The sequence below is a fragment of the Mycobacterium sp. NGS33 genome, assembly GCF_059812885.1.
In genome coordinates, this window is the sequence record NZ_JCALDN010000002.1 from 568,868 (window position 1) to 593,473 (window position 24,606).

The window sequence follows — 24,606 nt, forward strand, 5'->3', positions numbered from 1 at the left end:
CGAAACAATCCGGGGTGAAAGAGGCAACATATGACCTTGTCGGAGGGGCATGCCACGCCCGCGTCGGCGGGCGGCGGCCACACGAGGTTCGGCGAGGCGCCGCTTGCCCAGACCGTGGCGGCGGCCGCCGCCATGCGGCGCCTGAGTTCGCTGCTGGTATCCCTCGAGCACCCACACCGCGCGGTGGACGCCATGCTGGAGATGTTCGCCGAATGGGAAGTCGAGCTGGCGGCCGCGGCGCCGACGGACAACGCGCCGCGCATCGGCGAGCTGCCCGACGATCCCCGCCGTGTCTATCTCAACCACGCGACGGACATCGGGGCGTACAACCCGTGCTTTCCCGAGTACCGGTTCGACCGACTCGACGCCGAAACCGCCACGGGCAGTGTCGAATTCCCGCTGGTGTACGAAGGGCCGCCGGGACTGGTGCACGGCGGCTTCCTGGGCGTCTTCTTCGACTGCGTCATCCAGCACCACAATTGCGTCACCGGCCTGTCCGGCAAGACACGATCCTTGGTCGTGACCTTCCGACGGCCGACCCCGGTGTTGACCGAGCTGCGCTTCGACATTGCCCGCACCGAGGGCGAACGCGGCATCACGTCGACCGGGCGGCTGTCGCTCGACGACGAAGTCCTATGTACCGGCGAGGTCGACACGTTGGCGTCACGGCCGGAGAAGCTTGCCGGATCGCGATTCGGCAAGCGCCGAAAGGAGTCCGACACATGACCGCCACGAGCAGCTCTGACGATCGCGTGCTCTTCGACGTCGATCCCGATCGGCGCATCGCGACCATCACGCTGAACAATCCCAAGCAGCGCAACTCCTACGACGCGGCCATGCGTGAGGCCGTCGCCCGATGCCTGGATCGGGTGGCCGAGGACGACGACCTGACGGTGGTGCTGCTGCGCGGTGCCGAGGGTGTGTTTTCCACCGGGGCCGACATGAACAACGCCTACGGGTGGTACGGCTCGTCCACGGCACCGGGCCAGGCGGCCGAAGACGGCCGCGCCGCCAACCGTCGACCCAGTCAGCGGCGGCGACTTACGGTGGACCGCAAGTCGTTTGGCTTCTACCACAATTTCATGGGTTTCCCGAAGGTGACGGTGGGGGAGATCGCCGGTTACGCGCTCGGCGGCGGTTTCGAGATGGCGTTGATGACCGACATCTCGGTCATCGCGCGTGACACCAAGATCGGCATGCCGGCGACCCGATTCCTGGGCCCAGCGCTTGGCAGCTTGCACATGTTCTTTCACCGGCTCGGGCCGGTGCTGGCCCGGCGCCTGCTGTTGACCGGCGACATCATCGAGGCGGGCGAGGTCGAGCACCTGGGAATCTTCACCGACACCTGCGCACCCGGCGCGGTGACGGCCAGGGCGCGCTACTGGGCCGAGAAGGCGGCCAAGATGCCCGCCGACGGGGTCGTCATCGCCAAGGAGGCGTTCCGGCTTGTCGAGCAGAGCCAGGCCTACCAGGGCGAAGAGGTCGCCAGCTATCTGTTCCACGCGTTCGGCACCAACCTGCAGTTCGGGCCGGGCGAATTCAACTTCGTCAAGACCCGCGCGCAGCACGGCGCCAGGGAAGCGTTTCGGTTACGTGACGAGCACTTCCACGTACCGGAACCCGAGGGGTGACAATCCGTTTCGGGCGCAGCTAGCGGGCCGCCGCCGCCTTGGTGCGGCCCCGAGGGGTCGTCGATTTGGCCGGCTTGCGCGGGCGCGCCGGCGCCGCTTTGCTGCCCTTGGATTCGTTGCTCTCGTCGATCAACCGGCTGGCGTGATCGAGGATGCACGTGAGCCCGTACTCGAAATTTGTTTCGTCGGGCGCGCCGATGCGGTGGCCGATCCGGGTTACCTGCGCGAGCAGCGGGGTCTTTTCCGGGTCGATGGAAACGGCATCTTCGATGGCTCGCGGTCCGACGTCCGACGATTGGTTCTTTTCGTAGAGGCGTTGCAATACGACCGAACCGCGCACGTGTACCGAGATCGCCGAATAGGTGTCGAACGCATCCTCCGGTGACAGCCCGGCCTGCACCAGATTGGCGACCGCCTTTTCCATCTCCTGAGCTCCCATCCGCGCCGCCTTCGGAGAAAGCGCGGCGCGAATCAGAATCAGGTCGCACAGAATTGGGTTGCCCATGAACGTCTTCCGCATCAGCCGTGCGTGGTTGGCCAGTGTCTCGCGCCAGTCGCTGGCTTCCACATAGGGCGTGGCGAATACGTACTTGCTCAGCGCGCGGTCGGTCATCGCGTTGAGCAGGTCGTCCTTCTTGCGGAAGTACCAGTAGATGCTCGTCACACCGACGCCCAGATGTTTGCCGAGCAGCGGCATGCTCAGGTTGTCTATCGACACCTGCTCCGCGAGTCCGAATGCGCCGCTGATGATGTCATCGGGATTGATGGACCCGCGTTCGCGTCGTTGACGCTTATCGGCGGTTGCCTGTTTTGCCACTACGGGCACCTCCATCAAAGTCCGTTCCGTGCATGCGGTCTGCCAGCCGTGCTGCCGGTACGATTTAATTTACCGGCACTTCTCTTTTGACCTGCGTATACGCCTTCGTGTCGCATTATCCCTCTGCTACTGTAATACCTATCGTAGGCTTTTTGGTAAACCGGCTGGACAGGCGAAAATGACCGGACTGGGGCTACGGATTAGGCGATGGATCTAGGGCTGGAGAACGCCACGGCGGTGATAGTCGGTGGTAGTCGCGGCATGGGATTGGCGACCGCACGCTGCTTCGCCGACGAGGGAGCCCGCGTCGCGGTGGTCGGCCGCAGCCGCGACGCCCTGGACGCCGCGCTGAGCGATCTCACGCAACGCGGTAGCCCGGACGCGGTCGGATTGACCGCCGACATCGGGGACGACGGTGCGGTGGGCAGGGTGTTCGGCGAGCTCGCCCAGCGATGGGGCGGCGAACTCAACGCGTTGGTGGTCACGGTGGGCCCGGGCGCCGCCGGCACGTTCGAGCAGCTGAGTGACGACCAGTGGCGCCAAGCCGTCGAAGACGGCGTGCTGGGAATGGTGCGCTGCGTCCGTGCGGCGCTTCCGCTGTTGCGCAAGGCGCCGTGGGCTCGGATCGTGAACTTCTCCGCACACTCGACGCAGCGGCAAAGCGTCATGCTCCCTGCATACACCGCGGCGAAGTCGATGCTGACCAGCGTTTCGAAGAACCTGTCCCTGCTGCTGGCCAAGGACGAGATCCTGGTCAACGTGGTGTCACCGGGCAGTATCGCCTCGGAATCGCTGATCGGCTGGGCGAATTCGGTGGGGGTCGACGGCAACGACCCGTACGCCCTGATGGAGGCCATCGGCAAGCATTTCGGTCATCCCGCGCACATGCCGCGCGCGGGCTTGCCGGACGAAATCGGCCCGGTCGCCGCGTTCCTCGCCTCGAGGCGCAACTCCTACATGACCGGCGCCAACATCAACGTCGACGGCGGTTCGGACTTCACCTGACGGCGGTTGAAAAGAAATCGATTGGCAGACAAAAGGAGTCGATTGTGGCTACGGCAGCGGAGGCACGCGCGTGGGCGCCCGGCGCATTGCGGGGGATCGGCGACTCCCTCTACACCCCGTTCTGCGGCGACGACGGCGATGACATCGACTGGGACGCCTATCGAACGATGGTGCGCTATTGCGTCGGTGATCTCGGGCACCCGATGTTGTGGTGCACCAGCGGAATCGCGGAGTTCTGGTCGCTGACCCTCGATGAACGCAAGCGCCTGTTAGAGGTGGCCATCGAGGAAGCCCGCGGCATCAATCGCGACGTGGTGGTGCAGGCCTGCACCGCGGCCATGTCGGCGAAGGACTGCCTGGACCTGACGCTGCACGCGCAGGAGGCGGGGGCCGACATCGCCTACATCCAGACGCCGATGATGGAGGCGCACGGCGGTGACGGCGTGCTGCGCTTCTTCAAATACGTGGCGGCGCGGACGGATATCGCCCTGGGCATGTTCAACTCGCCGTCCTCGGGCTATGTCTTGACGCCCGCCGAGAGTGCCCGGATCTACGATGAGGTTCCCGCGGTGTGCGCCACGAAGGAGGGAGCCTTCCGCCCGGCGAGCAGCCGGATGCTGCATGAGCTGGCACCCGGCCTCGCGGTGTGGGAATGCGACAAGACCGTCTACCGGGCGGGCTGGCTGCGGGATGGGATCGTGTGTCCGGCGCAATTGGGCACTGCCGGATACCTTTTCGAGACGCCCACCCGGCGACTGTTCTCCGAATACTGGGATTTGATCCAGAGCGACAAACTCGTCGAGGCCATGGATTATGGCCGCGAGTCGGGTCTGGACCAGTTCGACCTCGACATCGGGTCCTGGTGGACGTGCTACCCGGGGCGCGCGGACTACTTCACCCACTGGGGCGGTGCATTCAAGTACGCCGCGTCGCTGCTGGGCCTGCCCATCGGGGCGTATCCGCATTCCCGCCCTCCGCAAGCCGAGCTGCCCGCCGAGGCGAAGGCCCAGATCGACGACGCCTACCGGCGGTTGGGGTTGCTGGAAACGGTATTGCAGTAGAAGGGTTTACGCAGCGAAGCGGGCCCGGTCAGTGACCGGGCCCGCTCGACTAGCTGAGCGTTACTTCTGCTCGGCCCGCTCGCGCTCCTCGTAGGCCTTGGCCTTGCCGCGGGCTTTCTCAGCGGCGGCTTCCTTCTTGCCGGCGTTGCGCTGTGCCTCCGCCTTGTCCTGCTGAGCCTTGCCCTCTTCGGCCAGGCTGTCGTTGCCGATGATGATCCCGATGACCTGCTTGGTCTTACCGAGGGCATCCTCGACGATGCCACGAACGAGTTCGATCGGGCCACTCTTGACGTCAACCATTACCTCTACCTCCCTTGTCGGCTGGCTTGTTCTGGGTTTCCCGGTCGCGCGGCCCGTGCAAACGTGACATCAACGTGTCCCACACCACAAGATCGAAGTCTTGCCACGTCGCCGACCTTTTGGCCGGGAAAAAATCAGTTCGCCGCGACGGCTTCCGCGGTTGCGCCAGCGTCAAAATCTCTGCCTGCCTGCCCCGATCCGCGGCCCGCACTGGGCGGCGCTACGGTGCGCGAAACCGCAGTTTAGTCGGGGTTTCGGGGCCAGGTCGCGGCGGTTGTGGAATGCGGTACCGATAGGTATACAGTATGGGTACAAACTCGCCAGTCGATCAGTATGAGGGGACGGTCTGATGAGCGCCGCCGACCGTGTGGTCACCGATGAGGCGGTGTTGTATGAGACCACTGAAACCGGTGTTGCGATTCTGACGTTCAATCGCCCCGATCGGCTCAACGCCTGGGGCCCCGACATCGCCGCCGGGTTCTACGCCGCGATCGATCGTGCCGAACAGGACCCGGCCGTCCGGGCCATCGTGGTGACCGGCCGGGGACGGGGGTTCTGCGCCGGCGCCTATCTGGGCGCGCCGAGTTCGGCACCCGGCTACGGCGAGACGATGGAGAAGGCCGGCCAGACGAATCTGGCCGACCTGGTTGGGGAGCGTCCGCCACACTTTGTGACGACGCTGCGCAAGCCCGTGATCGCGGCCATCAACGGCGCCTGTGTCGGCATCGGGTTGACCCAGGCGCTGATGTGCGATGTCCGGTTCGCTGCCGCCGGCGCGAAGTTCGGCGCGGTGTTCGCGCGCCGCGGCCTGATCGCGGAGTTCGGCATCTCCTGGATACTGCCGCGGTTGACCAGCTGGGGCGTCGCCCTCGATCTGTTGCTGAGCGGACGGACGTTCCTCGCCGAGGAGGCGGCCGACCTCGGTCTCGTCAAAGAGGTTGTGCCGCCGGACAATTTGATGAAGCGTGCCCTGGACTACGCCGAGGACATCGCCGCGAATTGCTCGCCGGCGTCGATGGCGGTGATCAAGAGGCAGGTATACGGCGACGCGACCCGCGACGTCGAGCAGGCCAATTCGCTCGCCGAGGTGTTGTTGCACGAGGCCATGCCGCGCCCCGACGTCATCGAGGGCATCACGAGTTTTCTCGAGAAGCGGCCGCCGCAGTTCCCGTCGCTCGATTGGACCGACGCATAGTGTTCGCCGGTAATGGCGGAAAGGATCATCATGGCTGAGTTGGGTTACCAGGCGATCGACGTCGACAATCACTACTACGAGCCGCTGGACTCGTTCACCCGCCACCTGGACAAGAAGTTCAAAGGGCGGGGCGTGCAGATGGTCAACGAGGGCAAGCGGACGTGGGCCGTGATCGGCGGCCGCATCAACCACTTCATCCCCAACCCCACCTTCGACCCGATCATCGTGCCGGGCTGCCTCGACCTGCTCTTCCGCGGCGAGATCCCCGAAGGGGTCGATCCGGCCTCGCTGATGAAGGTCGAGCGGCTGGCGGAGCACCCCGAGTATCAGAACCGCGATGCCCGCATCGCGGTGATGGACACCCAGGACATCGAGACGGTGTTCATGCTGCCGACGTTCGGATGCGGAGTGGAGGAGGCGCTCAAGCACGACATCGAGGCGACGATGGCGTCGGTGCACGCGTTCAATCTGTGGCTCGATGAGGACTGGGGTTTCGACCGGCCCGATCACCGAATCATTGCCGCGCCGATCATCTCGCTGGCCGACCCGGTCAAGGCCGTCGAAGAGGTGGAGTTCGTGCTGGCGCGCGGCGCCAAGCTGGTGCTGGTGCGTCCGGCGCCGGTGCCCGGCTTGGTCAAGCCCCGATCGCTGGGCGATCGCAGCCACGACCCGGTATGGGCGCGGCTGGCCGAGGCCGGGGTGCCGGTGGGATTCCACCTGTCCGACAGCGGATATCTGCACATCGCGGCGGCGTGGGGAGGCAAAGCGACGTTCGAGGGGTTCGGCGCCAAGGATCCGCTGGATCAGGTGCTGCTCGACGACCGCGCCATTCACGACACGATGGCCTCGATGATCGTGCACGGCGTGTTCACCCGTCACCCGAAACTCAAGGCGGTCAGCATCGAGAACGGCTCGTACTTCGTGCACCGGCTGATCAAGCGATTGAAGAAGGCGGCGAACACCCAGCCCCAATATTTCCCCGTGGACCCGGTGGAGCAGTTGCGCAACAACGTGTGGATCGCGCCCTACTACGAGGACGATCTGCCCGAGCTGGTCGGCGCTATCGGCGTCGACAAGATCCTGTTCGGTTCCGACTGGCCGCACGGGGAAGGCCTCGAATCGCCGGTATCGTTCGCCGAGGAGCTGAAGGGATTCAGCGAATCCGATGTTCGAAAGATCATGCGGGACAATGCGCTAGACCTGCTCGGCGTCCAAGTCGGCTCGACCGCTTGATCGGCGTGATTACTCAAGGCCGGCTACGCCCGTGAGCGAATGGACCATAGGGGCGGTTCTCGACGAAATCGCCCACGTCATCGGCGACCGGACGATGACCGTGTGCGGTGGCCGTCGCAGCACCTTTCGCGAGTCGGCCGAGCGCACCCGCCGGCTGGCGAATTTCTTGGCGGGCAACGGGTTAGGGGCGCACCGGGACCGCGCATCCCTGCAGAACTGGGAATGCGGCCAGGATCGGGTGGCGCTGGTCATGCACAACGACCTGTACCCGGACATGGTCATCGGCTGCCTCAAGGCCCGCACCGTACCGGTGAACATCAACTACTACTACACGCCCCGCGAGGTCGGCGAGCTGCTCGACTACGTCAAACCACGAGCGGTGATCTACCACCGCGGGCTGGGCGCAAAGTTCGCCGAGGTGTTGAAAGATGCCGGCGCCGAGCTGTTGGTGTCGGTCGACGACGCAAGCGGAGCACCCGAACTGACAGGCGCGGTGGCGTTGGATGACGCACTGGCGCAGGGGGATACCGATCGCGGCGTGACGGCGTCGCCGGACGATCTGCTAATGATCTGCACTGGCGGCACCACCGGGAGGCCCAAGGGTGTGCTGTGGCGACAGTCCGACATCTATGTGTCCTCGATGGTGGGGGCCGACCATGCCTGCGCGGAAGAGATCCACGACAAGGTGCGCGGTAACGCCGGTGCGCCCTGGTTCGCCGTCTCGCCGTTGATGCACGCGGCCGGCATGTGGACGGCCTTCTCGGCGATCATGGCGGGCACCACCGTGGTGATGTATGACACCGGCAAAAAGCTCGAACCGCGATCGGTGTGGCAGACCGCGCAGCGCGAAAAGGTCGGCCTGATGACCATGGTCGGGGACGCCTACGCCGCACCGCTGGTGGCCGAGCTGCAGCGCGGCTCCTACGAATTGTCCTCGCTGTACGCCATCGGCACCGGCGGTGCCGCAACGAATCCGAAGTACCAACAGGCGCTGCTGGAGCTGCTACCGCACATCACCCTCATCAACGGCTACGGCTCCTCAGAGACCGGGAACATGGGCTTCGGCCACAGCCGGCGCGGCTCCCAGGCCGACACCTTCACCATGCGTGAAGGCGGTCTGGTCCTTTCCGAGGACTACAGCCACTTCCTTTCCCCCGGGGAGCCGGAGGTGGGCTGGGTCGCCCGGGAAGGGCGAATTCCGTTGGGATACTTCAACGATCCCGAGGCCACCCGCAAGACCTTTCCGGTAATCGACGGCAAACGAGTGGTGATATCGGGTGACCGTGCCGCCCTGGAAGCCGACGGCGCGTTGCGGTTGTACGGCCGTGACTCGCTGGTGGTCAACACCGGAGGCGAGAAGGTCTTCGTCGAGGAAGTCGAAGAGGTGCTGCGCGCCCACCCGGCGGTCGCCGACGCGCTGGTGGTCGGCCGGCCCAGCGACCGCTGGGGCGAAGAGGTCGTCGCGCTCGTCGAACTGCGGGACCGAGCCACCGCCACCACGGAGAAGGCCGCCGAGGAGCTGCACGCGCTCTGCACGTCGCGACTGGCCCGGTTCAAGGCGCCCAAGGAGTTCCTCGTCGTCGAACGGGTTCAGCGCTTGGGCAACGGAAAGGCCGATTACCGTTGGGCGAAACGTCACGCAACAGCAAAGGCGCCGATGTCCACATGAAAGCTATCGATTGTCTGGTCAACGTGCACTTCGGCGAGACCGAGCAGCAGCCGACCTGGATGCTCAAGGTGCGAGACGATTACTTCAAGGGGCCGGAGTCCATGTTCGCGCCGGTCGAGTTGTCCACGCTGCTCGACGAGATGGACGCCCAGGGCGTGCGCAAGGCGATCTTGATGGACAACGTCGCCAAGCCGTCGGTGACCGCACGCAAATTCGTCGAGGAAAGGCCCGACCGTTTCGCCCTGGCGATGGGCGGGGTCAACCTGCTGCGCCCGATCCCGTCGCTGCGTGAACTGTCCGCCATCGTCAACGACCTGCCGGTCGCCTATGCCGCTGTGGGACCGAGCTTTTGGGGCGACGGTCAGTATCCGCCCAGCGACGCCGTCTATTACCCGTTGTACACCAAGTGCGCCGAGCTCGAGCTGCCGCTGTGCATCAACACCGGTATTCCCGGGCCGCCGATACCCGGCGAGGTGCAGAATCCGATCCATCTCGACCGGGTCTGCGTGCGATTCCCGGAGTTGAAGCTGTGCATGATTCACGGCGCCGACCCCTGGTGGGACGTCGCGATCAGGCTGTTGCTCAAGTACGCCAACCTGCGGCTGATGACATCGGCATGGTCGCCAAAGCGGTTGCCGGACAGCCTGTTGCACTACATGCGGACCCGCGGACCGGACAGGGTGATCTTCGCTTCGGATTGGCCGGTGCTGAAAATGCACCGCGTGGTTCCGGAAGCGGCGGGGTTGGACCTGCCGGCGGACGTGCTCGACAACTATCTCTACAACAACGCCCAAGAATTCTTCTTCGGTGGCCAGGAGGAAGGCTGAGGATGGACCGCTATGAATTGCGTAGGCTCGACTACAGCCTGACGTCGGATCACGAGGCGTTGCAGGCCGCCTACCGCGATTTCTTCAAGACGCATTGCTCGATCGAAACCGTGCGCGCCGCGGAGGAAACCGGGTTCGACAAGAACCTGTGGGAGCGGTTGTGCGCCATGGGGGCAACGACCATGGCGGTGCCGGAATCCGCGGGCGGAGACGGTGCGACGCTCGTCGACCTGACCCTGGTGGCCGAGGAGATCGGCCGATCTCTGGCGCCGGTACCGTGGATCGACCAGGTCTGTACCGCACGGCTGCTCGCGCGCCTCGGCGCGGCCGAACCCGACGTGGTTCACGGCAAGCGACTGGTCGCCTTCGATCCGCAGCACGACAGCGCCCCGGGGGCCCGGCTGTTGCCGACCGGGTCGATCGCCGACCAGATCATCGTCCGCGACGGCGACGACGTCGTCGCGCTGACGTTCGGCACGCGCCCGACCAAGGTGGACAACATCGGCCGGCTGCCGATGGCCTGGGTGGATCCCGCGTCCGCGGACACCCGCACCGTCCTGGCCGGCGGATCCGAGGCGCTGGCGGAATATCAACGGGCCCTGGATGAGTGGCGGGTGCTGAGCGCGGCGGCGTTGGTGGGCCTGGTCGAGGAGACGATGACGATCGCGGCCGAATTCGCCAAGACCCGCTACACCCTGGGGGTGCCGATCTCGACGCTGCAAGGCATCTCGCATCCACTGGCCAACATCGCGATCACCGTGCAGGGCGGCCGTAATCTGGCGCGGCGCGCGGCCTGGTTCCTGGACAACGAGCCGCACGAGCGCCCCGAGCTTGCACCCTCGGCGTTCGTGTTCATGGCGGAGGAGGCGGCCAAGGCCGCGACCATGGCGGTGCATATCCAAGGCGGACTTGGTGTCTCGGCGGAGGCCGCCGCGACGGCATATCTGGTGCGAGCCCGTGGTTGGTCATTGGCCGGCGGGGATCCCGGCGCCAGCGCCAAATACGTCGGCGAGCTGGTCGCCGCGCGCGAGAGTGGAAAGGGCGCCTAAGTGGATTTCTCACGGGTCACGCTGTCCGACGACGATCAGCGGTTCCTCGACGAAGCGCGCGACTTCCTGCGCACCCATGTGACGGAAGACGTCAAGCGCCGGGACCGGGAAACGGGTGACAACTTCGACGAAGGCGTGCACCTGGCGCTGGGCGCCGCCGGCTACCTTGAACGCGAATGGAAGTCGGAGGCCGACGGCGGGTTCAGCCGGTTGCGGCGGCGCATCTGGGAACTGGAGAAGCGGCGCGCGCACGTGCCGTGGGTGACCTGGGGCACCACCGCCATGGTGGCCCGCTCGGTCGCGAAGTTCGGCTCCGCCGAGTTGCGGGACGAGGTGCTGCCGGGCGTCTTCAGCGGGCATGTCCGGCTGTGCCTGGGCTACACCGAGCCCGAGGGCGGGTCCGACATCGCCACGTGCAAGACCCGGGCGGTGCGTGACGGTGACGGCTGGATTATCAACGGCTCCAAGATGTTCACCACCGGAGCGCACAACTGCCAGTACGTCTTCCTCATCACCAACACCGATCCGGGCGCCCAGAAGCACAAGAGTCTCACGATGTTCCTGGTTCCGCTGGACTCGCCGGGCATCGAGATCCAGGGCATCCGCACCGTCGACGGCGACCGCACCAACATCGTCTACTACAGCGACGTGCGCGTCGACGACAAGTATCGCCTGGGCGACGTGAACGCGGGCTGGACGGTGCTGCGCGAGCCCCTCAACACCGAGCACGGGGCGGTAGCGGCCGCGCCGGACGGGCTGCAGGACGTGTCGATCATGATGCACCAGGCCGGTTTCATGGCCGACGCCGTGGACAAGGCCGCGGCCAAAGTTGCGCAGCCAGACCCGAACGGGCGCAGGCTCATTGACGACGCCGCGGTGGCCTATCGTCTGGGGCGCAGCGTCGCGCGGATGGAAGCCTCCCTGAGCGCGCCCAGCATCTTCGGGCGCGTCGCGCTGGCCCAGACGATGCGTGACATCTCCCCGGATCTGATGGACATCCTGGGCACGGCGTCTTCGCTGCCCATCGGCACCGACGGCGCGGCCGACGACGGCGCCGCCGAGTACGTGTACCGGTTCGCCCCGCTGGTCGGGATTTACGGCGGCACCCTCGAGGTGTTCCGCAACATGATCGCTCAGTACGTGCTGGGTCTGGGCAAGCCGGCGTACGCGCCGGTCGCGCAGAAGGCCTCGTAGCCCGCGTCCAATGTGACCCGACGGTGACCGGCCTCGGCGTGTCGTCGCCGCCAGTTCACGCTCGGCGCAGGCGAACCCGTCAGGTCGTGAGGATGGTCGCCGCGGCGGTGCCCGGCGCGCCGTACAACTGCGTGAATCCCACTTTCGGGTTGCCGGGCACCTGACGATCGCCCGCCTCACCGCGGAGTTGGCGCACGACCTCGTGGATCTGCCGCAAACCGGAGGCGCCGATGGGCTCGCCGTTGGCGATCAACCCGCCGTCGGTGTTGACCGGCATCGCACCGTTGATCTCGGTGGCGCCGTCGGCCAGTAGCTTCTCCTGATCGCCGTGCTCGCAGAATCCGCACTCGGCCATGTGAATGATCTCGGCGCCGGCGTCGGTGTCCTGCAACTGGATCACGTCGACGTCGTCGGGGGAGATGCCCGCCTTCTCGAAAGCGGTGCGGGCGGCATAAACCGTTGGCGCCACGTCCTCTTCGACGGGCGCGCAGGTGGTGTTCACCTCGTAGGCGCCATAGCGGCGGGTGCGGACCTCCACCGCGCGCAGGTAGACGGGCTTGGAGGTGTACCGATGCGCGATGTCCGCGTGGCACATGACCACGGCGGCGGCGCCCTCGTCGGGCGCGCAGAACATGTACTGGGTTAGCGGGTAATTGAGCATGGTCGAGCCGAGGATGTCTTCTTCGGAGATGGGCTTGCGGCGAAAGGCGTTGGGGTTCATGGCCCCGTTGCGGAAGTTCTTGGCCGCCACCCTGGCCAAGGTCTGTTGGGAGATGCCGTGGTCGTGCAGGTAGCGGTTGGCCTTCATGCCGAAGAACTGGGTCGTCAGGTATTGCCCGTTCTCCGCGTACCAGCGCGGCATCCCGACCAGGGCGGGGTCCTCGGTGAACGCGCCGCGCGGGTGCTTGTCCAGGCCGATGGCGATCCCGATGTCGTAGTCGCCCAATCGGATTCCGTCAGCGCACGCCTTGGCGGCGCTCGCGGCGGTCGCGCAGGCGTTGAAGACGTTGGTGAACGGGATGCCGGTGAGCCCGACCATGCCGACTATCGCGTCCGGGTTGGCGACCGTCCAGCTGCCGCCGGTGGCGAACTGGACGTCCTGCCAAGCGATACCGGCGTCGGCGACGGCGGCGTGGATGGCGTCGACGCCCATCTGCATGGCCGACTTGCCCTCGAAGCGCCCGAACGGGTGTAAGCCCACGCCGATGATGGCGACATCATTCACGCGCGCCGCTCCTCACGCAATAGCTCCTGCATCCTTGAGTTCCTCGATCCGGTCCCAGTCCATGCCGAGCTCCATCAGGACCAGCTCGGTGTGCTCGCTGGCCTGCGGCGCCCGCGTCGTCGTCAGCGGCTCGTGGTTGAACTGAACGGGGCCGCGGACCACGCGGAAGGGCTTGCCGCCGCTGGCGAGCTCGACTTCAGAGATCATGTCGTTGGCGATCGCCTGCTCGTCGTCGACCAGGTCGATGAGGCTCTGGAATGGCGCCCATTGGCCCTTCATGGTCTTGAGGTGTTGCCGCCAATAGGCAAAGGGCTTGGCGGCGAAGGCCTTTGCGATCAGTTCAGCGGCGGCGTCGGCGTTTTGGATCAGCGGGAGCACGTCGGAGAACCGGGGGTCGTCGGCCGCCTCGGGGATGCCCAGGTGTTCGAACGTGTCGCGGATCAGCCCGGTCGGGCTGATGATGCACAGGTTGATGGTGCCACCGTCCGAGGTTTCGTAGTTGCCCATGAAGGGATTCACCGAGGGTGCGCCGGATCCCGGCATGGGCGTGCGCATGACCTCGCCGGTCTCCATGCCCTGCGTCACGCTTGCGCCGGCCGCCCACCAGGCCGTGCTGAGCAGTGACACGTCGAGCTCGACCGCCTCACCGGTGCGCTCGCGATGGAGCAGCGCGGCGGAGATGCCGCCGGCGATGAACATGCCGCCGATCGAATCACCGAATGCGGGAATGCCCTGTCCCAGAGCGCCGCCCAGCTCCTCGGGCGTCAGGGCATACCCGATGCCGCTGCGCGTCCAAAACGCCGTGCCGTCATAGCCGCCGGTGTCACGTTCGGCCCCTTTGTCGCCGTAGGCCGAGCCGCGGGCATACACGATGTTCGGGTTCACCGCGCGGATGTGCTCCACGTCGAATTTATGCTTCTGGCGCTGGGCGGGCATGTAGTTGGTGAGGAACACATCCGCGGTCTTGGCCAGCTCGTAGATGACCTCCTGACCGCCCGGCGTGGAGACGTCGATGCCGACGCTGCGTTTGCCGCGGTTGGGGTGTTCCATCAGCGGGTGGCGTTCCGGATCTATTTGAATGCCACCCATATTCAGGAAGCCGCGCTGGGTGTCGCCGCGTGCCGGATGTTCGACTTTGATGACGTCGGCTCCCCAGTCGGCCAGGATGGCTCCCGCCGCCGGAACGAAGGTGAACTGCGCAAGCTCCAAGACCCGAAAGCCCGTCATGACTTTGACCATTGTCGGACCCTACTTCGCGTCGAACGTGACCGGAAGCGCATTCGGTGACCGGAACGGTTGGCCGTGGATATGCGGGTCATCGTCGGTCAGCAGGGTGACGTTGGTCAGCCGGTTGAGCAGGCATTCCATCGCGACCCGTGTTTCCAGCCGCGCCAGATGCAGACCCAGGCAGGTGTGCTCACCGGCGGCGAACGAAATGTGTGGCACGTGCTTGCGGAAGATGTCGAACTCTTCGGAGCGTTCCCAGCGCCGTTCGTCGCGGTTGGCCGAACCGATGCACACCCCGATCACCGAACGGGCAGGGATCTTCACGCCTTCCACCTCGGTGTCTTCGGTCGTGAAGCGTTGCACGACGGTCAGCGGCGTCTCGTAGCGCAGGCCCTCCTCGATGGCCGGCGCCAGCAACTCGCGGTCGGCCTGCACCGCGGCGAACTGCTCGGGATGGGTGAGCAACAGATACAAGAGGTTTCCCGACGAGCGGTAGGTGGTCTCCAGACCGGCGGGCAGCAACAGCCGCAGGAACGAATAAATGGCTTCGTCGGTGAGCTTTTCGCCGTCGACCTCCGCGGTGACCAGGTCACCGATGATGTCCTCGGTGGGCGTGGACTTACGCTGCTCGATCTGTTCGAGGAAGTAGTCCTTGAGTGCGGCCGACGCCTCGAAGGCGCCTTCGTAGTTGACGTGGTAGCTGATCAACTGGACGGCGCGCTTGCGGAACATCGGCAGGTCGTCGGCCGGCAGTCCCAGCAGCTTGGCGATGACGCGGGTGGGGAATTCGAAGGTGAAGTTCCGAATCAGGTCGGCGCGACCGGTCTCGATGAACTCGTCGATCAGGGCGTTGCAGATCGGCCGCACGACGGTCGGCTCCCAGCGGGCCAGCGCCTTGGACTTGAATGCCGCGGATACCAGGCTGCGGTGTTCACGGTGCTTCTTGCCCTCCATCGCCAGAATCGTGGGTCCCATGAACAGGCCGATGGTCTTGTCGTACGGCTTGGAGCTGAACACCCGGCCGTCCCGGAACACGGTGTTGACCGCGTCGAACGACATCGCGGAGTACTCCTGCTTGGGCAGCAGGGACTCCGGCGTCTTGGAGTAGTCCATCACCGTGCCGACGAACACGCTGGCCGCCCGGCGCTTCCGGGCGAAGAACGGGTAGGGGTCGCGCAGGCTGACGGTTTCGTCGCCGGCACCGGCGGCGGTGTGCACGTTGGTCGTCACCTGATCTCCAGCATCTTGATCTCAGCACGATCGAACACTTCTTCGTAAGATCCTACTGTAATTATTACAGTAGGCAATATGGGCATGGCGGGCGAGGTCGCATGCCTTTCGGCGATGTCGGCAAGCGTGCGTCAGCTGCCCCGCCGGAGTCGATGCAGGTCGGAGAAACAGTTGGGCGCCAGCCACTTTGCGCAGACCAGGTTGACGCGGTGACGCCGTCAGCGCTGGTCCGTCTGCGGTAACGCCAGAAAATGCGAGGCGTTACCGGTCAGCCGTTGACCGCCTGCTCGCGCGCCCATCGGTAGTCGGCCTTGCCGGACGGGCTGCGCTCGATGGCGGCGCGAAAGACGATCGCTTTGGGAAGTTTGTAGCGCGCCAGCGTCTGCGCGGCGTGGGCCACCAGTTCGCCGGCTTCGGCGCTGGCACCTGGAGCGAGCGCCACCACCGCAACGACCTCCTGGCCCCACCGCTCGCTCGGCCGCCCGGCGACCACCACGTCGGCCACCGCGGGATGTGACGCGATGGCCGTCTCGACCTCCTCGACGAAGATCTTCTCGCCGCCGGAGTTGATGGTCACCGAATCGCGGCCCAGCAATTCGATGCGGCCATCGGTGCCGTGGCGCGCGCGGTCGCCGGGGACGGCGTACCGAACGCCGTCGATCACCGGGAAGGTCTTGGCCGTCTTGGCCGCGTCGCCTTTGTAGCCGAGCGGAACATAGCCCCGCTGCGCCAGCCAGCCCATCCCGTCGTGTCCGGGCGCCAGGATCGCCGAAAGATCCTCGGCGGCAACGAAAGTGTCCGGGCCGGCGTTGAACGTCCCCGTGGCCACCGCCCCCGACGTCGACATGTGGTGCATCTGCGCACCGGTCTCCGACGATCCGACGCCGTCGACCACGACGGCGTTGGGCAGCGTCTCGATCAAGCGCTGCTTGACGTATGGGGTCAGCAGGGCGCCGCCGTTGGCGACGACCGCGAGCGACGACACGTCGGCGATGCCCTTGTCGATGGCGGCGACCAGGGGGCGCGCCATCGCATCACCGACCACCGTGACCGCCATGACCTTTTCCCGCTCGATGGTGCGCACCACGTCCTCGGCGTCTAGGTGATCGACGACCGTGGGAAAGACGACGGACTGACCCGTGGTGATCGCGGTCATCACGCTCCACTGGGCCGCACCGTGGATCAGCGGGGGCAGGATCATCAGCCTGGTGCCCGGCCCGGCGGCGGCGCGTTCGACGATCTCGTCGAGGGAGCTCGACGGCTCGCCGGTCATCAGGTTCCGGCCGCCGAAGGACGTCATGAAAATGTCGTGCTGGCGCCACAACACGCCCTTCGGCATTCCCGTCGTGCCGCCGGTGTACAGGACGTACAGGTCGTCGCCGGAGTGCTGCACGGGCGGCGGTGTCGGGGAGACCGACGCCAGTGCGGCCTCGTAATCGACTGCGCCGTCGAGCAAGTCGTTGCCCGAGTCGTCGGCGATCTGGATCAGCACGCGCAGCTGTGGCAGATCCGACAGGATCTCGGCCACTCGAGGCGCGAACGCGGCGTGGTAGAGGAGCGCGGTCGCCCCGGCATCCGCCAGCAGGTATTGCAGCTCGCTCTTCACGTAGCGGAAGTTGACGTTGAACGGGGCGACGCGTGCCTCGAAGCTGCCGAGCAACGCCTCGACGAATTCGTTGCCGTTGTAGGCGTAGAGGCCCAGCAGGTCCTGGCCCACCTCGTGGCCGCCGAGCGCGGAGCGCTCGGTGTGGCAGCCCAACCCCCGCGAATGCAGGTATGCGGCCAGCCGGGTGGAGCGATCGATCACCTGCGCATAGGTGTAGCGCCGATCGCCCTGGATGATCAGTTCCCGATCGGGGATCGCGGCGGCGACGGCCTTCACGACGGCCGGAACCGTGAATGTCGTTGTGGTGTCGGACATCGTGCCTCTCACGGCTGGTGGGGGAGCAGTCGGACCATCAGGCCGTTGGCTTCGCTGAGCACGGTGCCATCGGCGGCTATCATAGTAGCGTCAATGAAAATCTTCCTCCCGTCGATGCCGGTGATGCGGCCGTGGGCCGTGAGCGGCTGGTCGATCGGGGTGATGCTGCGGAAGTCGACGTGCAGGTACGCGGTGCGCGTCGGGCGGATGTCGGCGGTGGTCACGACCATGCCGAACAGCCAGTCGTAGAACAGCGGGATCATGCCGCCGTGCACCGCCCGGTTTCCGCCGATGTGGGCGGTGCTGAAATGGCCGGCCATCCGCACGCCGTCGGGACCGGACTCCGTCACCATCCAGGGCGGTATCAGCGGATGGGCCAGCCCTGGCAGGCTCAGCACGCGGCCGGCCACCGCCTCGGTCTCGGGGACCTGGTGGCCGTCCAGCAGAGCGCAGGCGCTCTCCAGGTGCGCGGTCGCGGCGGCCCACAGCGCGGGGTCGGGCCGCGTGGACACCGTCAGGTCCTGCAGGCGGCGCAGCGCCGCGACGAACGGACCCAATTCCGCCGGGGCGTCCTCGACGGGCCTGACGTCGGGGAATCCGCCGCGAACTTCCGGCGCGGTATCGGTCATCGCGTTCCTTCGTCCCAGGCTCGCAGCAGTTCGTCGGTGCTGGTGATGGTGGCCAGCAGCGACAGGGTGTTGGCGACCATCGCTGCACCATAGTCGGCGGGGATGCCGGCGACCGCGTCGCGGGGGATGACCACTCGGTAGGCGGTGTTGACGGCGTCCATGACGAGGTTGGGGATGGCGATGTTCAGCGACACCCCCACGACGACGATGGTCGACACGCCGAGATTGCGCAGCACCGCGTCCAGGTCCGTGCCGCCCATCGGGCCCACGCCGTGCCAGCGACGCAACACCAAATCCGAAGGCTCCGGCCCCAATTCGGGTAACAATTCCGCGCCGGGCGTGCCGGGCGTGATGTCCACCCGGTTCCCGCCGCCCATCGCGAAGATCTTCGCGTTGTGGTTGGAGCCGAGCCCGTCGGGCCGGCGCTGCACGAGGCAGTGCACCACGCGTACCCCGGCCGCCCGGGCCGCGGGCAGCAGGCGCGCGATGTTGGGCAGCGCCTCGCGGCGGGCTTCGGAGGCCAGCATTGCCAGCCCGGCGTCGGGACCCATCACCGCGCCCTGGCACTCCTGGGTGACGATCGCGGTGTGCGCGGCAGCGGTCAGACCGGCCAGTCGATCCGTCATGCGGGGGTGTCCACCGGCGCGACGTCATAGAACTGCGTCGCCCATTTCCGCAGCGCCATATAGCCTTTCGCGTCGACCTTCGACAGGGCGGGGTGTTCCACGTACTTCTGGTACCGCCAGATCTGCAGGTCGTCGAAAACGGTGGACAGGAACTGCTTCTCGATGACCTCCCGCAGTTTGCCGTCGGGGACGTCCGCGGTGTCGCCGGGAAGCCGCGGCCACCAGATCGAGTAGAACAGGTCCGAGCATTCGTCGTCGACCGGCGTGCAGGTGAAGATCAGCCGATGGTTCTGCGCGCCCTCGAAGACGCTGATCGCGCCGCCGAGGCCGAACAGGTGGCTGTGGAACCGCAACGCGAGATCGTCGGCGTTGTCGCTGCGGGCGTCCGGCCAGCCGGCAACGAACTGCCATTCGTAGTCGACGATCTTCCAGTCCAGCACCCTTGGCGTCACGGTCGCGTGGTGAACGTACTCGAAATGCGCGCTGTCGGGCGCATTCTCGGCGACGATCTGCGGATGCACCGGTTCACGCTCGGCGCGCCGGGAGAACTCCGGGTACGCCCGGTAATACCGCGCCGGATCGGTCTCGAATTGCGGGAACTTACCGAAGATGTCGGGCATCTCCCACTGCGGCTCCTTGCCGTGCGGGTGGTGCCAGACGAAGACGCAGTCGTACTGCTCCCGGACGGGATACACCTTGAGCCGTAGCCCGCGGTTGGGCCGGTCCGGCTGGTAGGGGATGTACTTGTTGGTGCCGTCCGGGCCCCAGCGCCAGCCGTGGAACGGGCACTCGACGCAGTCGCCGCCCACCTTGCCGCCGTGGCCGAGGTGGGCGCCGAGGTGCTTGCAGTGCGCTTCCAAGACGTGCAGCACGCCCTGCTCATCCCGGTAGGCCACCAGGTCCTCGCCGAAATAGTGCAGCGGCCGGACCTCGCCGGCGGGAAACTCCGGGGACCAGCCGACCATGAACCAGCCGGTGACCTTCCAGGTGAATGGGACTTTCACGCGAAGCCTCTCAGTTCCGGATAGATACTAAGTCCGTTACAGTATAGATTTCAGCAGTCAGGTCCGTAAGCGGCAAGGGAGTGCGATGAGTGAGGCGGCTGACGAGCTGGAAGCCCTCCGGCAACTGAAGGCGCGCTACTGCCGTTTCCTGGACACCAAAGACCTCGCGTCCTGGCGCGCCGTGTTCACCACCGACCTGGTGGTGACGCTGGACATGGCGGTGTCCACCGCCGGTGCCGACCCCCAAACGGCCCCGCCGATCGAAGGCGTCGACAACTTCGCACCGATGGTGATGGGGGGTCTCGAGGGAGTCGCCACCAAGCATCACTGCCACACGCCCGAACTCACGCTCACCTCGGCCACCACCGCGACCGGCATCTGGGCGATGGAAGACCTGCTGATCTTCGGTGACGGCCGCGAGTTGTACGGCGCGGGCCACTACCACGAGACCTATGAGAAGCGGGACGGTGCATGGCAGATCAAGAGCCTGCACCTGACCCGAACCATCCTGAGAATGACCGGTGGTGACGATGGTAGGAGCTGACACGTCGTTCGACGTGCTGGTCATCGGCGCCGGGTTCTCCGGGTTGTACATGCTGCACCGGCTGCGGCAGCTCGGCATGCGCGCCCGGGCACTGGAGATGGCCGAAAACGTCGGTGGCACCTGGCTTTTCAACCGCTACCCGGGTGCGCGCTGCGATATCGAGAGCATCGAATACTCCTACAGCTTCTCCGATGAGATTCAGCAGGAGTGGGTCTGGACCGAGTCGATGCCGGCCCAGCCCGAGATCGAGGCCTATCTGAACTTCGTGGCCGACCGGCTCGACCTGCGCCGCGACATCCAATTCGGCACCAAGGTCGTCGCGATGGCGTTCGACGAAGGGGCCGGCCGGTGGCTGGTGCACACCGAGGCCGGCGACACCTTCCGGGTCCCGTTCGTCGTCGCCGCCTCCGGAATTCTGTCGGTGCCGCTGCAACCCGACATCCCGGGAATGGACACCTTCACCGGGACGTCAGTGTTCACCAGCCGCTGGCCAGACGGCGGCGTCGACCTCACCGGCAAGCGGGTCGGTGTGATCGGCACCGGTTCGACCGGCGTCCAGCTGATCCCCGTAGTGGCCCGAGAAGCGTTGCATCTGTCTGTGTTTCAGCGCTCACCCGCCTACACCCTGCCCTGGCGGGTGCATCGGTTCGAACCGGGCGAACTCGACGCGATGAAGGCCCGCTACGACGAAATCCGGGCGGCCCAACGCGCGCACCCGATCGGCGCGGCCCGGCTGAGCGCCTTCTCCGTCCTGCTCGAGATGCTCGGCAGGCCGCCGCTGAAATCGGCGACGCGCGAAGAACAACTGCGCGCCATCGAGGAGAACGGCGTCATGGGCGCACTGAACTGGGGCGACATCTTCTTCGACATCGACGCCAACCGGATGGCAGCCCAGCTGTACGGCGAGGCCGTGGCCCGCATCGTCAAGGACCCGGATACCGCCGCCTCCCTCGTACCGGTGCATCCCTTCGCCTGTAAGCGCCCGATCATCGACCAGGGCTACTACGAAACGTTCAACCGGGACAACGTGACCCTGGTCGACCTGCGGAAGTCACCGGTCCGCGAGATCACCCCGACCGGCATCCGCACCGAGGACCGGTTGCACGAACTCGACGTCGTCGTCTACGCCACCGGGTTCGACGCCATGACCGGCGCGCTCAGCCGCATCGACGTCCGCGGCCGCGGCGGTATCTCGCTCGGCGAATTCTGGGCCACCGAAGGTCCGTTGTCGTATCTGGGTCTCGCGGTCGCCTTCCCGAACCTGTTCACGGTTCAGGGGCCCGGCAGCCCGAGCGCCGCCACCAACTTCGTCGCGGCCCTCGAGCAGCACGTGGAGTGGATCGGCGACTGCATCGCGTATCTGCGCGCCAACGACATCCGCACCATCGAGGCGCTCGGCAGCGCACAGCAGGAATGGATCGACCACGCCACCGCGCTCGTCGCGCCGACGGTCCTGGTTCATCCGTCGTGCAACTCCTGGTACAACGGTGGCAACGTGCCCGGCAAGAAACGGATGTACATGGGTTATACCGGCGGAATACCCGAATACCGGCGTCGCTGCGACGAAGTCGCCGCCGGCGGATACACCGGGTTCAAACTGGTCTAGCTGGCGAAGGTGAGCGACATGGCGACGGCGTTGAGTGGGCTGGGCCTGGCCAAAGATGTGGCCCGCGAATTGGGAATGCTGATGCCGCGCACGGTAGCCGGCCTGCGGGAGTCGACCGGTTGGGCCCCGCTCTCACCGCGCGGTGCGCGCCAGTTCGGCGAGGCGATGCTCGATGAACTTGTGCTGAGCGGTTTTTCGCTGCTGGGCGGAACCCCCGCGGCGATGAGGCCGCCGGATGGATGTACCGCGGCGGCCGAGGAACTCTCATCCTTGGGCATCGACCGGGCGCACGCCGACCCGAAACCGTTGCGGGCGACCTCCATCCGCAAGCGCAGCATCGCCGGACTTGCCTATGAACGGATGGCCTTCGAGCACGACCCCGCGTTGCCGGCCGCGCTGGAGGCCGAGGGTCTGGGTGGTCCGGCGCGGGCGGTGGCGCACCTGTGCCGGCACGGCGACGGGCCTAGGCCGTGGTTGGTGTGGGTGCACGGCGCGGGCCAGGGTGGCACCGAAGACCTGCTGTTGTCCCGGATCGGACGCATACATCACAAGCTGGGGTACAACGTCGCCATGCCGGTGCAGCCCGGCCACGGTTGCCGGCGGCGCCAATGGCCGGTCTATCCCGACATGGATCCGCTGGGCAACGTGGCGGGGATGATGCGCGTGGTTTCCGAGGTGCGCGCCGTGCTGCGGTGGGTGCGGCCGCAGGCCACGGTCGTTGTGGTGGCAGGGATTTCGATGGGAAGCCCGGTGGCCGCGATGGTCTCCCACTTGGAGAAGCAGACCGACGCGGTCGCGCTCTACACGCCCATCCTGGGTCTCAACGCCATGATCGCGCGGCACCTACAGCGGTGGGGTGCATCGAGGGCGGGCTTCCGCGAGCTGCTGGAATCACCCGTGGTCACCAAGCTGACCTCGGTGATCGATCCCCTTGCGGTCGTTCCGTCCCCGCCGCCGGAGCGCCGGCTCATCGTCGGGGCGTGGCACGACCGGATGGCGATGCGCGAGCCCGCCGAGGAATTGCAGGAACGCTGGGGCGGCCAACTGTACTGGTACGACGGCAGCCACGTCGGGCATATCTTTTCCCGGCGCGTGCAGCGCATCACCGACCGATTCCTGGGCGAGGTGGCCGCGCTGGAAGCGGGCGACGCGGTGCCCGACTGATGGCAGCTACGTGGACCGCGCGAACCGTGGTCGAGCTCTACAACCTCGTCGTGTGGAACGAACGCAACATCGACCTGGCCGAGGAATTGTTGGCCGACACCGTGATTCGGCACGAGGTCGGTGGGGCACGCACGCTGACCCACGCCGAAGCCGTGCAGCGGGTGGTGGACATGTGGCAGCTGGCCGATTCGTTGCGCTTCGACCTCAACGTCGTCATCGAGGGCGACGACGGCGAGCACGTGGCGATCGTCTACGACTCGACGATCACCGCCAAGGACGGCACCGAGACCAACATCGCCAGCATCGAGGTGTTCCGTGTCGTCGATGGCAAGATAACCGAGGTTTGGAACTGCGGCTACCAGCAAGGGGTTTGGAATTGAGTGAGGCTGCGCTTGACGAATTGGGCTTCTACCTGCTGGCCGGGGCCGGCGGGGAGGGCCCGGCGACGTTGATGGACGAGGCCCGCCGCGGCGAGGAACTCGGTTTCGGCACCGCCTTCATCTCCGAACGCTGGAACGTCAAGGAGGCTTCCTCTCTGGTCGGGGCGGCCTGCGCGGTGACCAGCAGGATGCAAATCGCTACCGCCGCAACCAATCACAACACCCGTCATCCCTTGATCACCGGGTCGTGGGCGACCACCATGCATCGCCTGTCGGGCGGCCGGTTCACCCTAGGGGTTGGCCGCGGCATCGCCGCGATCTACGGGGCCTTCGGCATCCCCGCGGTCACGACGGCGCAGATGGAGGACTGGGCCCAGGTCATGCGGCGGCTATGGCACGGCGAGCTGATCTTCAATCACGACGGGCCGATGGGCAAGTACCCCATCTTGTTTCTCGATCCCGATTTCAACGAGGACATCCGGCTGGCGCTGGTGGCCTTCGGTCCCAACACCCTCGCGCTCGGCGGGCGCGCGTTCGACGACGTCATCCTGCACACCTATTTCACCCCGGAGACCGTGCAGCGCTGTGTCACCACCGTGAAGTCGGCCGCGGAGAAGGCCGGCCGTGACCCGGACAGCGTGCGGGTGTGGTCGTGCTTCGCCACCGTCGGCGACCATCTGCCCGAAGAACTGCGGCTGAAGAAGACCGTGGCGCGGCTGGCGACCTATCTGCAGGGCTACGGCGACCTGCTGGTCCAGACCGACGACTGGGATCCCGCTGTGCTGCAACGGTTTCGCGACGATCCGGTGGTCACGTCGGTCGCGGGCGGGATCGATCACAAAGCCACCGCCGAGCAGATCGAGCACATCGCCACGCTGATTCCCGATGAATGGCTCGAGCCCTCGGCCACCGGGTCGGCGCGGCAGTGTGTGGATCGCATCCGCAAGGAATTCGACTACGGGGCCGACGCGGTCATCATGCACGGGTCCACCCCCGACGAGCTCGAGCCGATCGTCGCCGCCTACCGCGCTTGACCGCGAAACCGTAACTGGCGACGCTCACACTCGGA

The 24,606-nt window shown here is 66.3% G+C and carries 24 protein-coding genes; 15 read left to right on the forward strand and 9 right to left on the reverse strand.

Annotation, left to right across the window (positions count from 1 at the left end; all coding sequences use genetic code 11):
- The first annotated feature begins 30 nt into the window (after positions 1-30).
- Together AC5Y5B_RS06710 and AC5Y5B_RS06715 are read left to right on the forward strand one after the other, a co-directional pair.
- The gene (locus AC5Y5B_RS06710; RefSeq protein WP_112631825.1) at positions 31-726 is read left to right on the forward strand and encodes a hotdog family protein; all 696 of its coding nucleotides are present in this window, start codon (positions 31-33) and stop codon (positions 724-726) included.
- Positions 723-1,631, forward strand: a complete 909-nt coding sequence (locus AC5Y5B_RS06715) for an enoyl-CoA hydratase/isomerase family protein (protein WP_112631824.1) — start codon at positions 723-725, stop codon at positions 1,629-1,631. Before AC5Y5B_RS06710 ends, AC5Y5B_RS06715 begins: the two co-directional genes overlap by 4 nt.
- 19 nt (positions 1,632-1,650) lie before the next feature.
- Here AC5Y5B_RS06715 and AC5Y5B_RS06720 read toward each other — a convergent pair whose 3' ends face one another.
- Positions 1,651-2,463, reverse strand: coding sequence for a TetR/AcrR family transcriptional regulator (locus AC5Y5B_RS06720; RefSeq protein ID WP_500004485.1), 813 nt, complete (start codon positions 2,461-2,463; stop codon positions 1,651-1,653).
- Positions 2,464-2,655: 192 nt separating this feature from the next.
- Between AC5Y5B_RS06720 and AC5Y5B_RS06725 the strand changes: the two genes are divergently transcribed.
- Positions 2,656-3,453 carry an SDR family NAD(P)-dependent oxidoreductase gene (locus tag AC5Y5B_RS06725; RefSeq protein ID WP_112631822.1) on the forward strand — a complete coding sequence of 266 codons (798 nt, stop codon included), beginning with the start codon at positions 2,656-2,658 and terminating at the stop codon, positions 3,451-3,453.
- Positions 3,454-3,497: 44 nt separating this feature from the next.
- The gene (locus AC5Y5B_RS06730) at positions 3,498-4,514 is read left to right on the forward strand and encodes a dihydrodipicolinate synthase family protein (protein WP_500004487.1); all 1,017 of its coding nucleotides are present in this window, start codon (positions 3,498-3,500) and stop codon (positions 4,512-4,514) included.
- Between the two features lie 60 nt (positions 4,515-4,574).
- On the opposite strand, the gene mbp1 is transcribed toward AC5Y5B_RS06730, so the two are convergent.
- Complete coding sequence (mbp1, locus tag AC5Y5B_RS06735; protein ID WP_112631820.1) at positions 4,575-4,814, reverse strand: microaggregate-binding protein 1; 240 nt, start codon at positions 4,812-4,814, stop codon at positions 4,575-4,577.
- Positions 4,815-5,163: 349 nt separating this feature from the next.
- Between mbp1 and AC5Y5B_RS06740 the strand changes: the two genes are divergently transcribed.
- Genes AC5Y5B_RS06740 through AC5Y5B_RS06765 form a run of 6 tightly spaced genes read left to right on the forward strand, consistent with a single transcriptional unit; the run spans position 5,164 to position 11,981 of the window.
- Positions 5,164-6,009 (forward strand): enoyl-CoA hydratase, encoded by an 846-nt coding sequence (locus tag AC5Y5B_RS06740; RefSeq protein ID WP_112631819.1) that lies wholly within the window; start codon positions 5,164-5,166, stop codon positions 6,007-6,009.
- Positions 6,010-6,039: 30 nt separating this feature from the next.
- Positions 6,040-7,242, forward strand: a complete 1,203-nt coding sequence (locus AC5Y5B_RS06745; protein ID WP_500004490.1) for an amidohydrolase family protein — start codon at positions 6,040-6,042, stop codon at positions 7,240-7,242.
- A gap of 31 nt (positions 7,243-7,273) precedes the next feature.
- Positions 7,274-8,911 carry an acyl-CoA synthetase gene (locus tag AC5Y5B_RS06750; RefSeq protein WP_500004493.1) on the forward strand — a complete coding sequence of 546 codons (1,638 nt, stop codon included), beginning with the start codon at positions 7,274-7,276 and terminating at the stop codon, positions 8,909-8,911.
- Positions 8,908-9,738: an amidohydrolase family protein gene (locus tag AC5Y5B_RS06755; protein WP_500004495.1), complete on the forward strand. Its 831-nt coding sequence runs from the start codon at positions 8,908-8,910 to the stop codon at positions 9,736-9,738. Before AC5Y5B_RS06750 ends, AC5Y5B_RS06755 begins: the two co-directional genes overlap by 4 nt.
- A 2-nt stretch (positions 9,739-9,740) precedes the next feature.
- Entirely contained in the window at positions 9,741-10,787 is a 1,047-nt protein-coding gene (locus AC5Y5B_RS06760) for an acyl-CoA dehydrogenase family protein (protein ID WP_500004497.1), read from the forward strand.
- Complete coding sequence (locus tag AC5Y5B_RS06765; protein ID WP_500004499.1) at positions 10,788-11,981, forward strand: acyl-CoA dehydrogenase family protein; 1,194 nt, start codon at positions 10,788-10,790, stop codon at positions 11,979-11,981.
- A 79-nt stretch (positions 11,982-12,060) separates the two neighbouring features.
- On the opposite strand, the gene AC5Y5B_RS06770 is transcribed toward AC5Y5B_RS06765, so the two are convergent.
- The 7 genes from AC5Y5B_RS06770 to AC5Y5B_RS06800 all read right to left on the reverse strand — a co-directional run bounded on the left by AC5Y5B_RS06770 (position 12,061) and on the right by AC5Y5B_RS06800 (position 19,843).
- Entirely contained in the window at positions 12,061-13,206 is a 1,146-nt protein-coding gene (locus AC5Y5B_RS06770; protein WP_112631814.1) for a thiolase family protein, read from the reverse strand.
- A 12-nt stretch (positions 13,207-13,218) separates the two neighbouring features.
- Positions 13,219-14,433 carry a CaiB/BaiF CoA transferase family protein gene (locus AC5Y5B_RS06775; RefSeq protein WP_112631873.1) on the reverse strand — a complete coding sequence of 405 codons (1,215 nt, stop codon included), beginning with the start codon at positions 14,431-14,433 and terminating at the stop codon, positions 13,219-13,221.
- A 21-nt stretch (positions 14,434-14,454) separates the two neighbouring features.
- A complete protein-coding gene (locus AC5Y5B_RS06780; protein WP_500004502.1) occupies positions 14,455-15,663 on the reverse strand; it encodes a cytochrome P450 in 1,209 nt (402 codons plus the stop codon).
- Positions 15,664-15,931: 268 nt separating this feature from the next.
- Positions 15,932-17,584 (reverse strand): acyl-CoA synthetase, encoded by a 1,653-nt coding sequence (locus tag AC5Y5B_RS06785; RefSeq protein ID WP_500004504.1) that lies wholly within the window; start codon positions 17,582-17,584, stop codon positions 15,932-15,934.
- Between the two features lie 8 nt (positions 17,585-17,592).
- Positions 17,593-18,213, reverse strand: coding sequence for a PaaI family thioesterase (locus AC5Y5B_RS06790; RefSeq protein WP_500004506.1), 621 nt, complete (start codon positions 18,211-18,213; stop codon positions 17,593-17,595).
- Positions 18,210-18,839, reverse strand: a complete 630-nt coding sequence (locus tag AC5Y5B_RS06795) for a cysteine hydrolase family protein (RefSeq protein WP_500004508.1) — start codon at positions 18,837-18,839, stop codon at positions 18,210-18,212. Before AC5Y5B_RS06795 ends, AC5Y5B_RS06790 begins: the two co-directional genes overlap by 4 nt.
- Positions 18,836-19,843 carry a Rieske 2Fe-2S domain-containing protein gene (locus tag AC5Y5B_RS06800; protein ID WP_500004509.1) on the reverse strand — a complete coding sequence of 336 codons (1,008 nt, stop codon included), beginning with the start codon at positions 19,841-19,843 and terminating at the stop codon, positions 18,836-18,838. The genes AC5Y5B_RS06795 and AC5Y5B_RS06800 overlap by 4 nt, the downstream gene beginning before the upstream one ends.
- A gap of 85 nt (positions 19,844-19,928) precedes the next feature.
- Here AC5Y5B_RS06800 and AC5Y5B_RS06805 point away from each other — a divergent pair, with 85 nt between their 5' ends.
- From AC5Y5B_RS06805 to AC5Y5B_RS06825, 5 genes are read left to right on the forward strand one after another with little or no spacing between them, the layout of a single operon-like run.
- Positions 19,929-20,387 carry a nuclear transport factor 2 family protein gene (locus tag AC5Y5B_RS06805; RefSeq protein ID WP_500004511.1) on the forward strand — a complete coding sequence of 153 codons (459 nt, stop codon included), beginning with the start codon at positions 19,929-19,931 and terminating at the stop codon, positions 20,385-20,387.
- The gene (locus AC5Y5B_RS06810) at positions 20,374-21,993 is read left to right on the forward strand and encodes a flavin-containing monooxygenase (RefSeq protein WP_500004513.1); all 1,620 of its coding nucleotides are present in this window, start codon (positions 20,374-20,376) and stop codon (positions 21,991-21,993) included. Before AC5Y5B_RS06805 ends, AC5Y5B_RS06810 begins: the two co-directional genes overlap by 14 nt.
- Positions 21,994-22,011: 18 nt before the next feature.
- Positions 22,012-23,157 carry a PHB depolymerase family esterase gene (locus tag AC5Y5B_RS06815; protein ID WP_112631807.1) on the forward strand — a complete coding sequence of 382 codons (1,146 nt, stop codon included), beginning with the start codon at positions 22,012-22,014 and terminating at the stop codon, positions 23,155-23,157.
- Positions 23,157-23,537: a nuclear transport factor 2 family protein gene (locus tag AC5Y5B_RS06820; RefSeq protein ID WP_112631806.1), complete on the forward strand. Its 381-nt coding sequence runs from the start codon at positions 23,157-23,159 to the stop codon at positions 23,535-23,537. The genes AC5Y5B_RS06815 and AC5Y5B_RS06820 overlap by 1 nt, the downstream gene beginning before the upstream one ends.
- The gene (locus AC5Y5B_RS06825; RefSeq protein WP_500004516.1) at positions 23,534-24,571 is read left to right on the forward strand and encodes a TIGR03857 family LLM class F420-dependent oxidoreductase; all 1,038 of its coding nucleotides are present in this window, start codon (positions 23,534-23,536) and stop codon (positions 24,569-24,571) included. Before AC5Y5B_RS06820 ends, AC5Y5B_RS06825 begins: the two co-directional genes overlap by 4 nt.
- Positions 24,572-24,606: the final 35 nt, after the last annotated feature.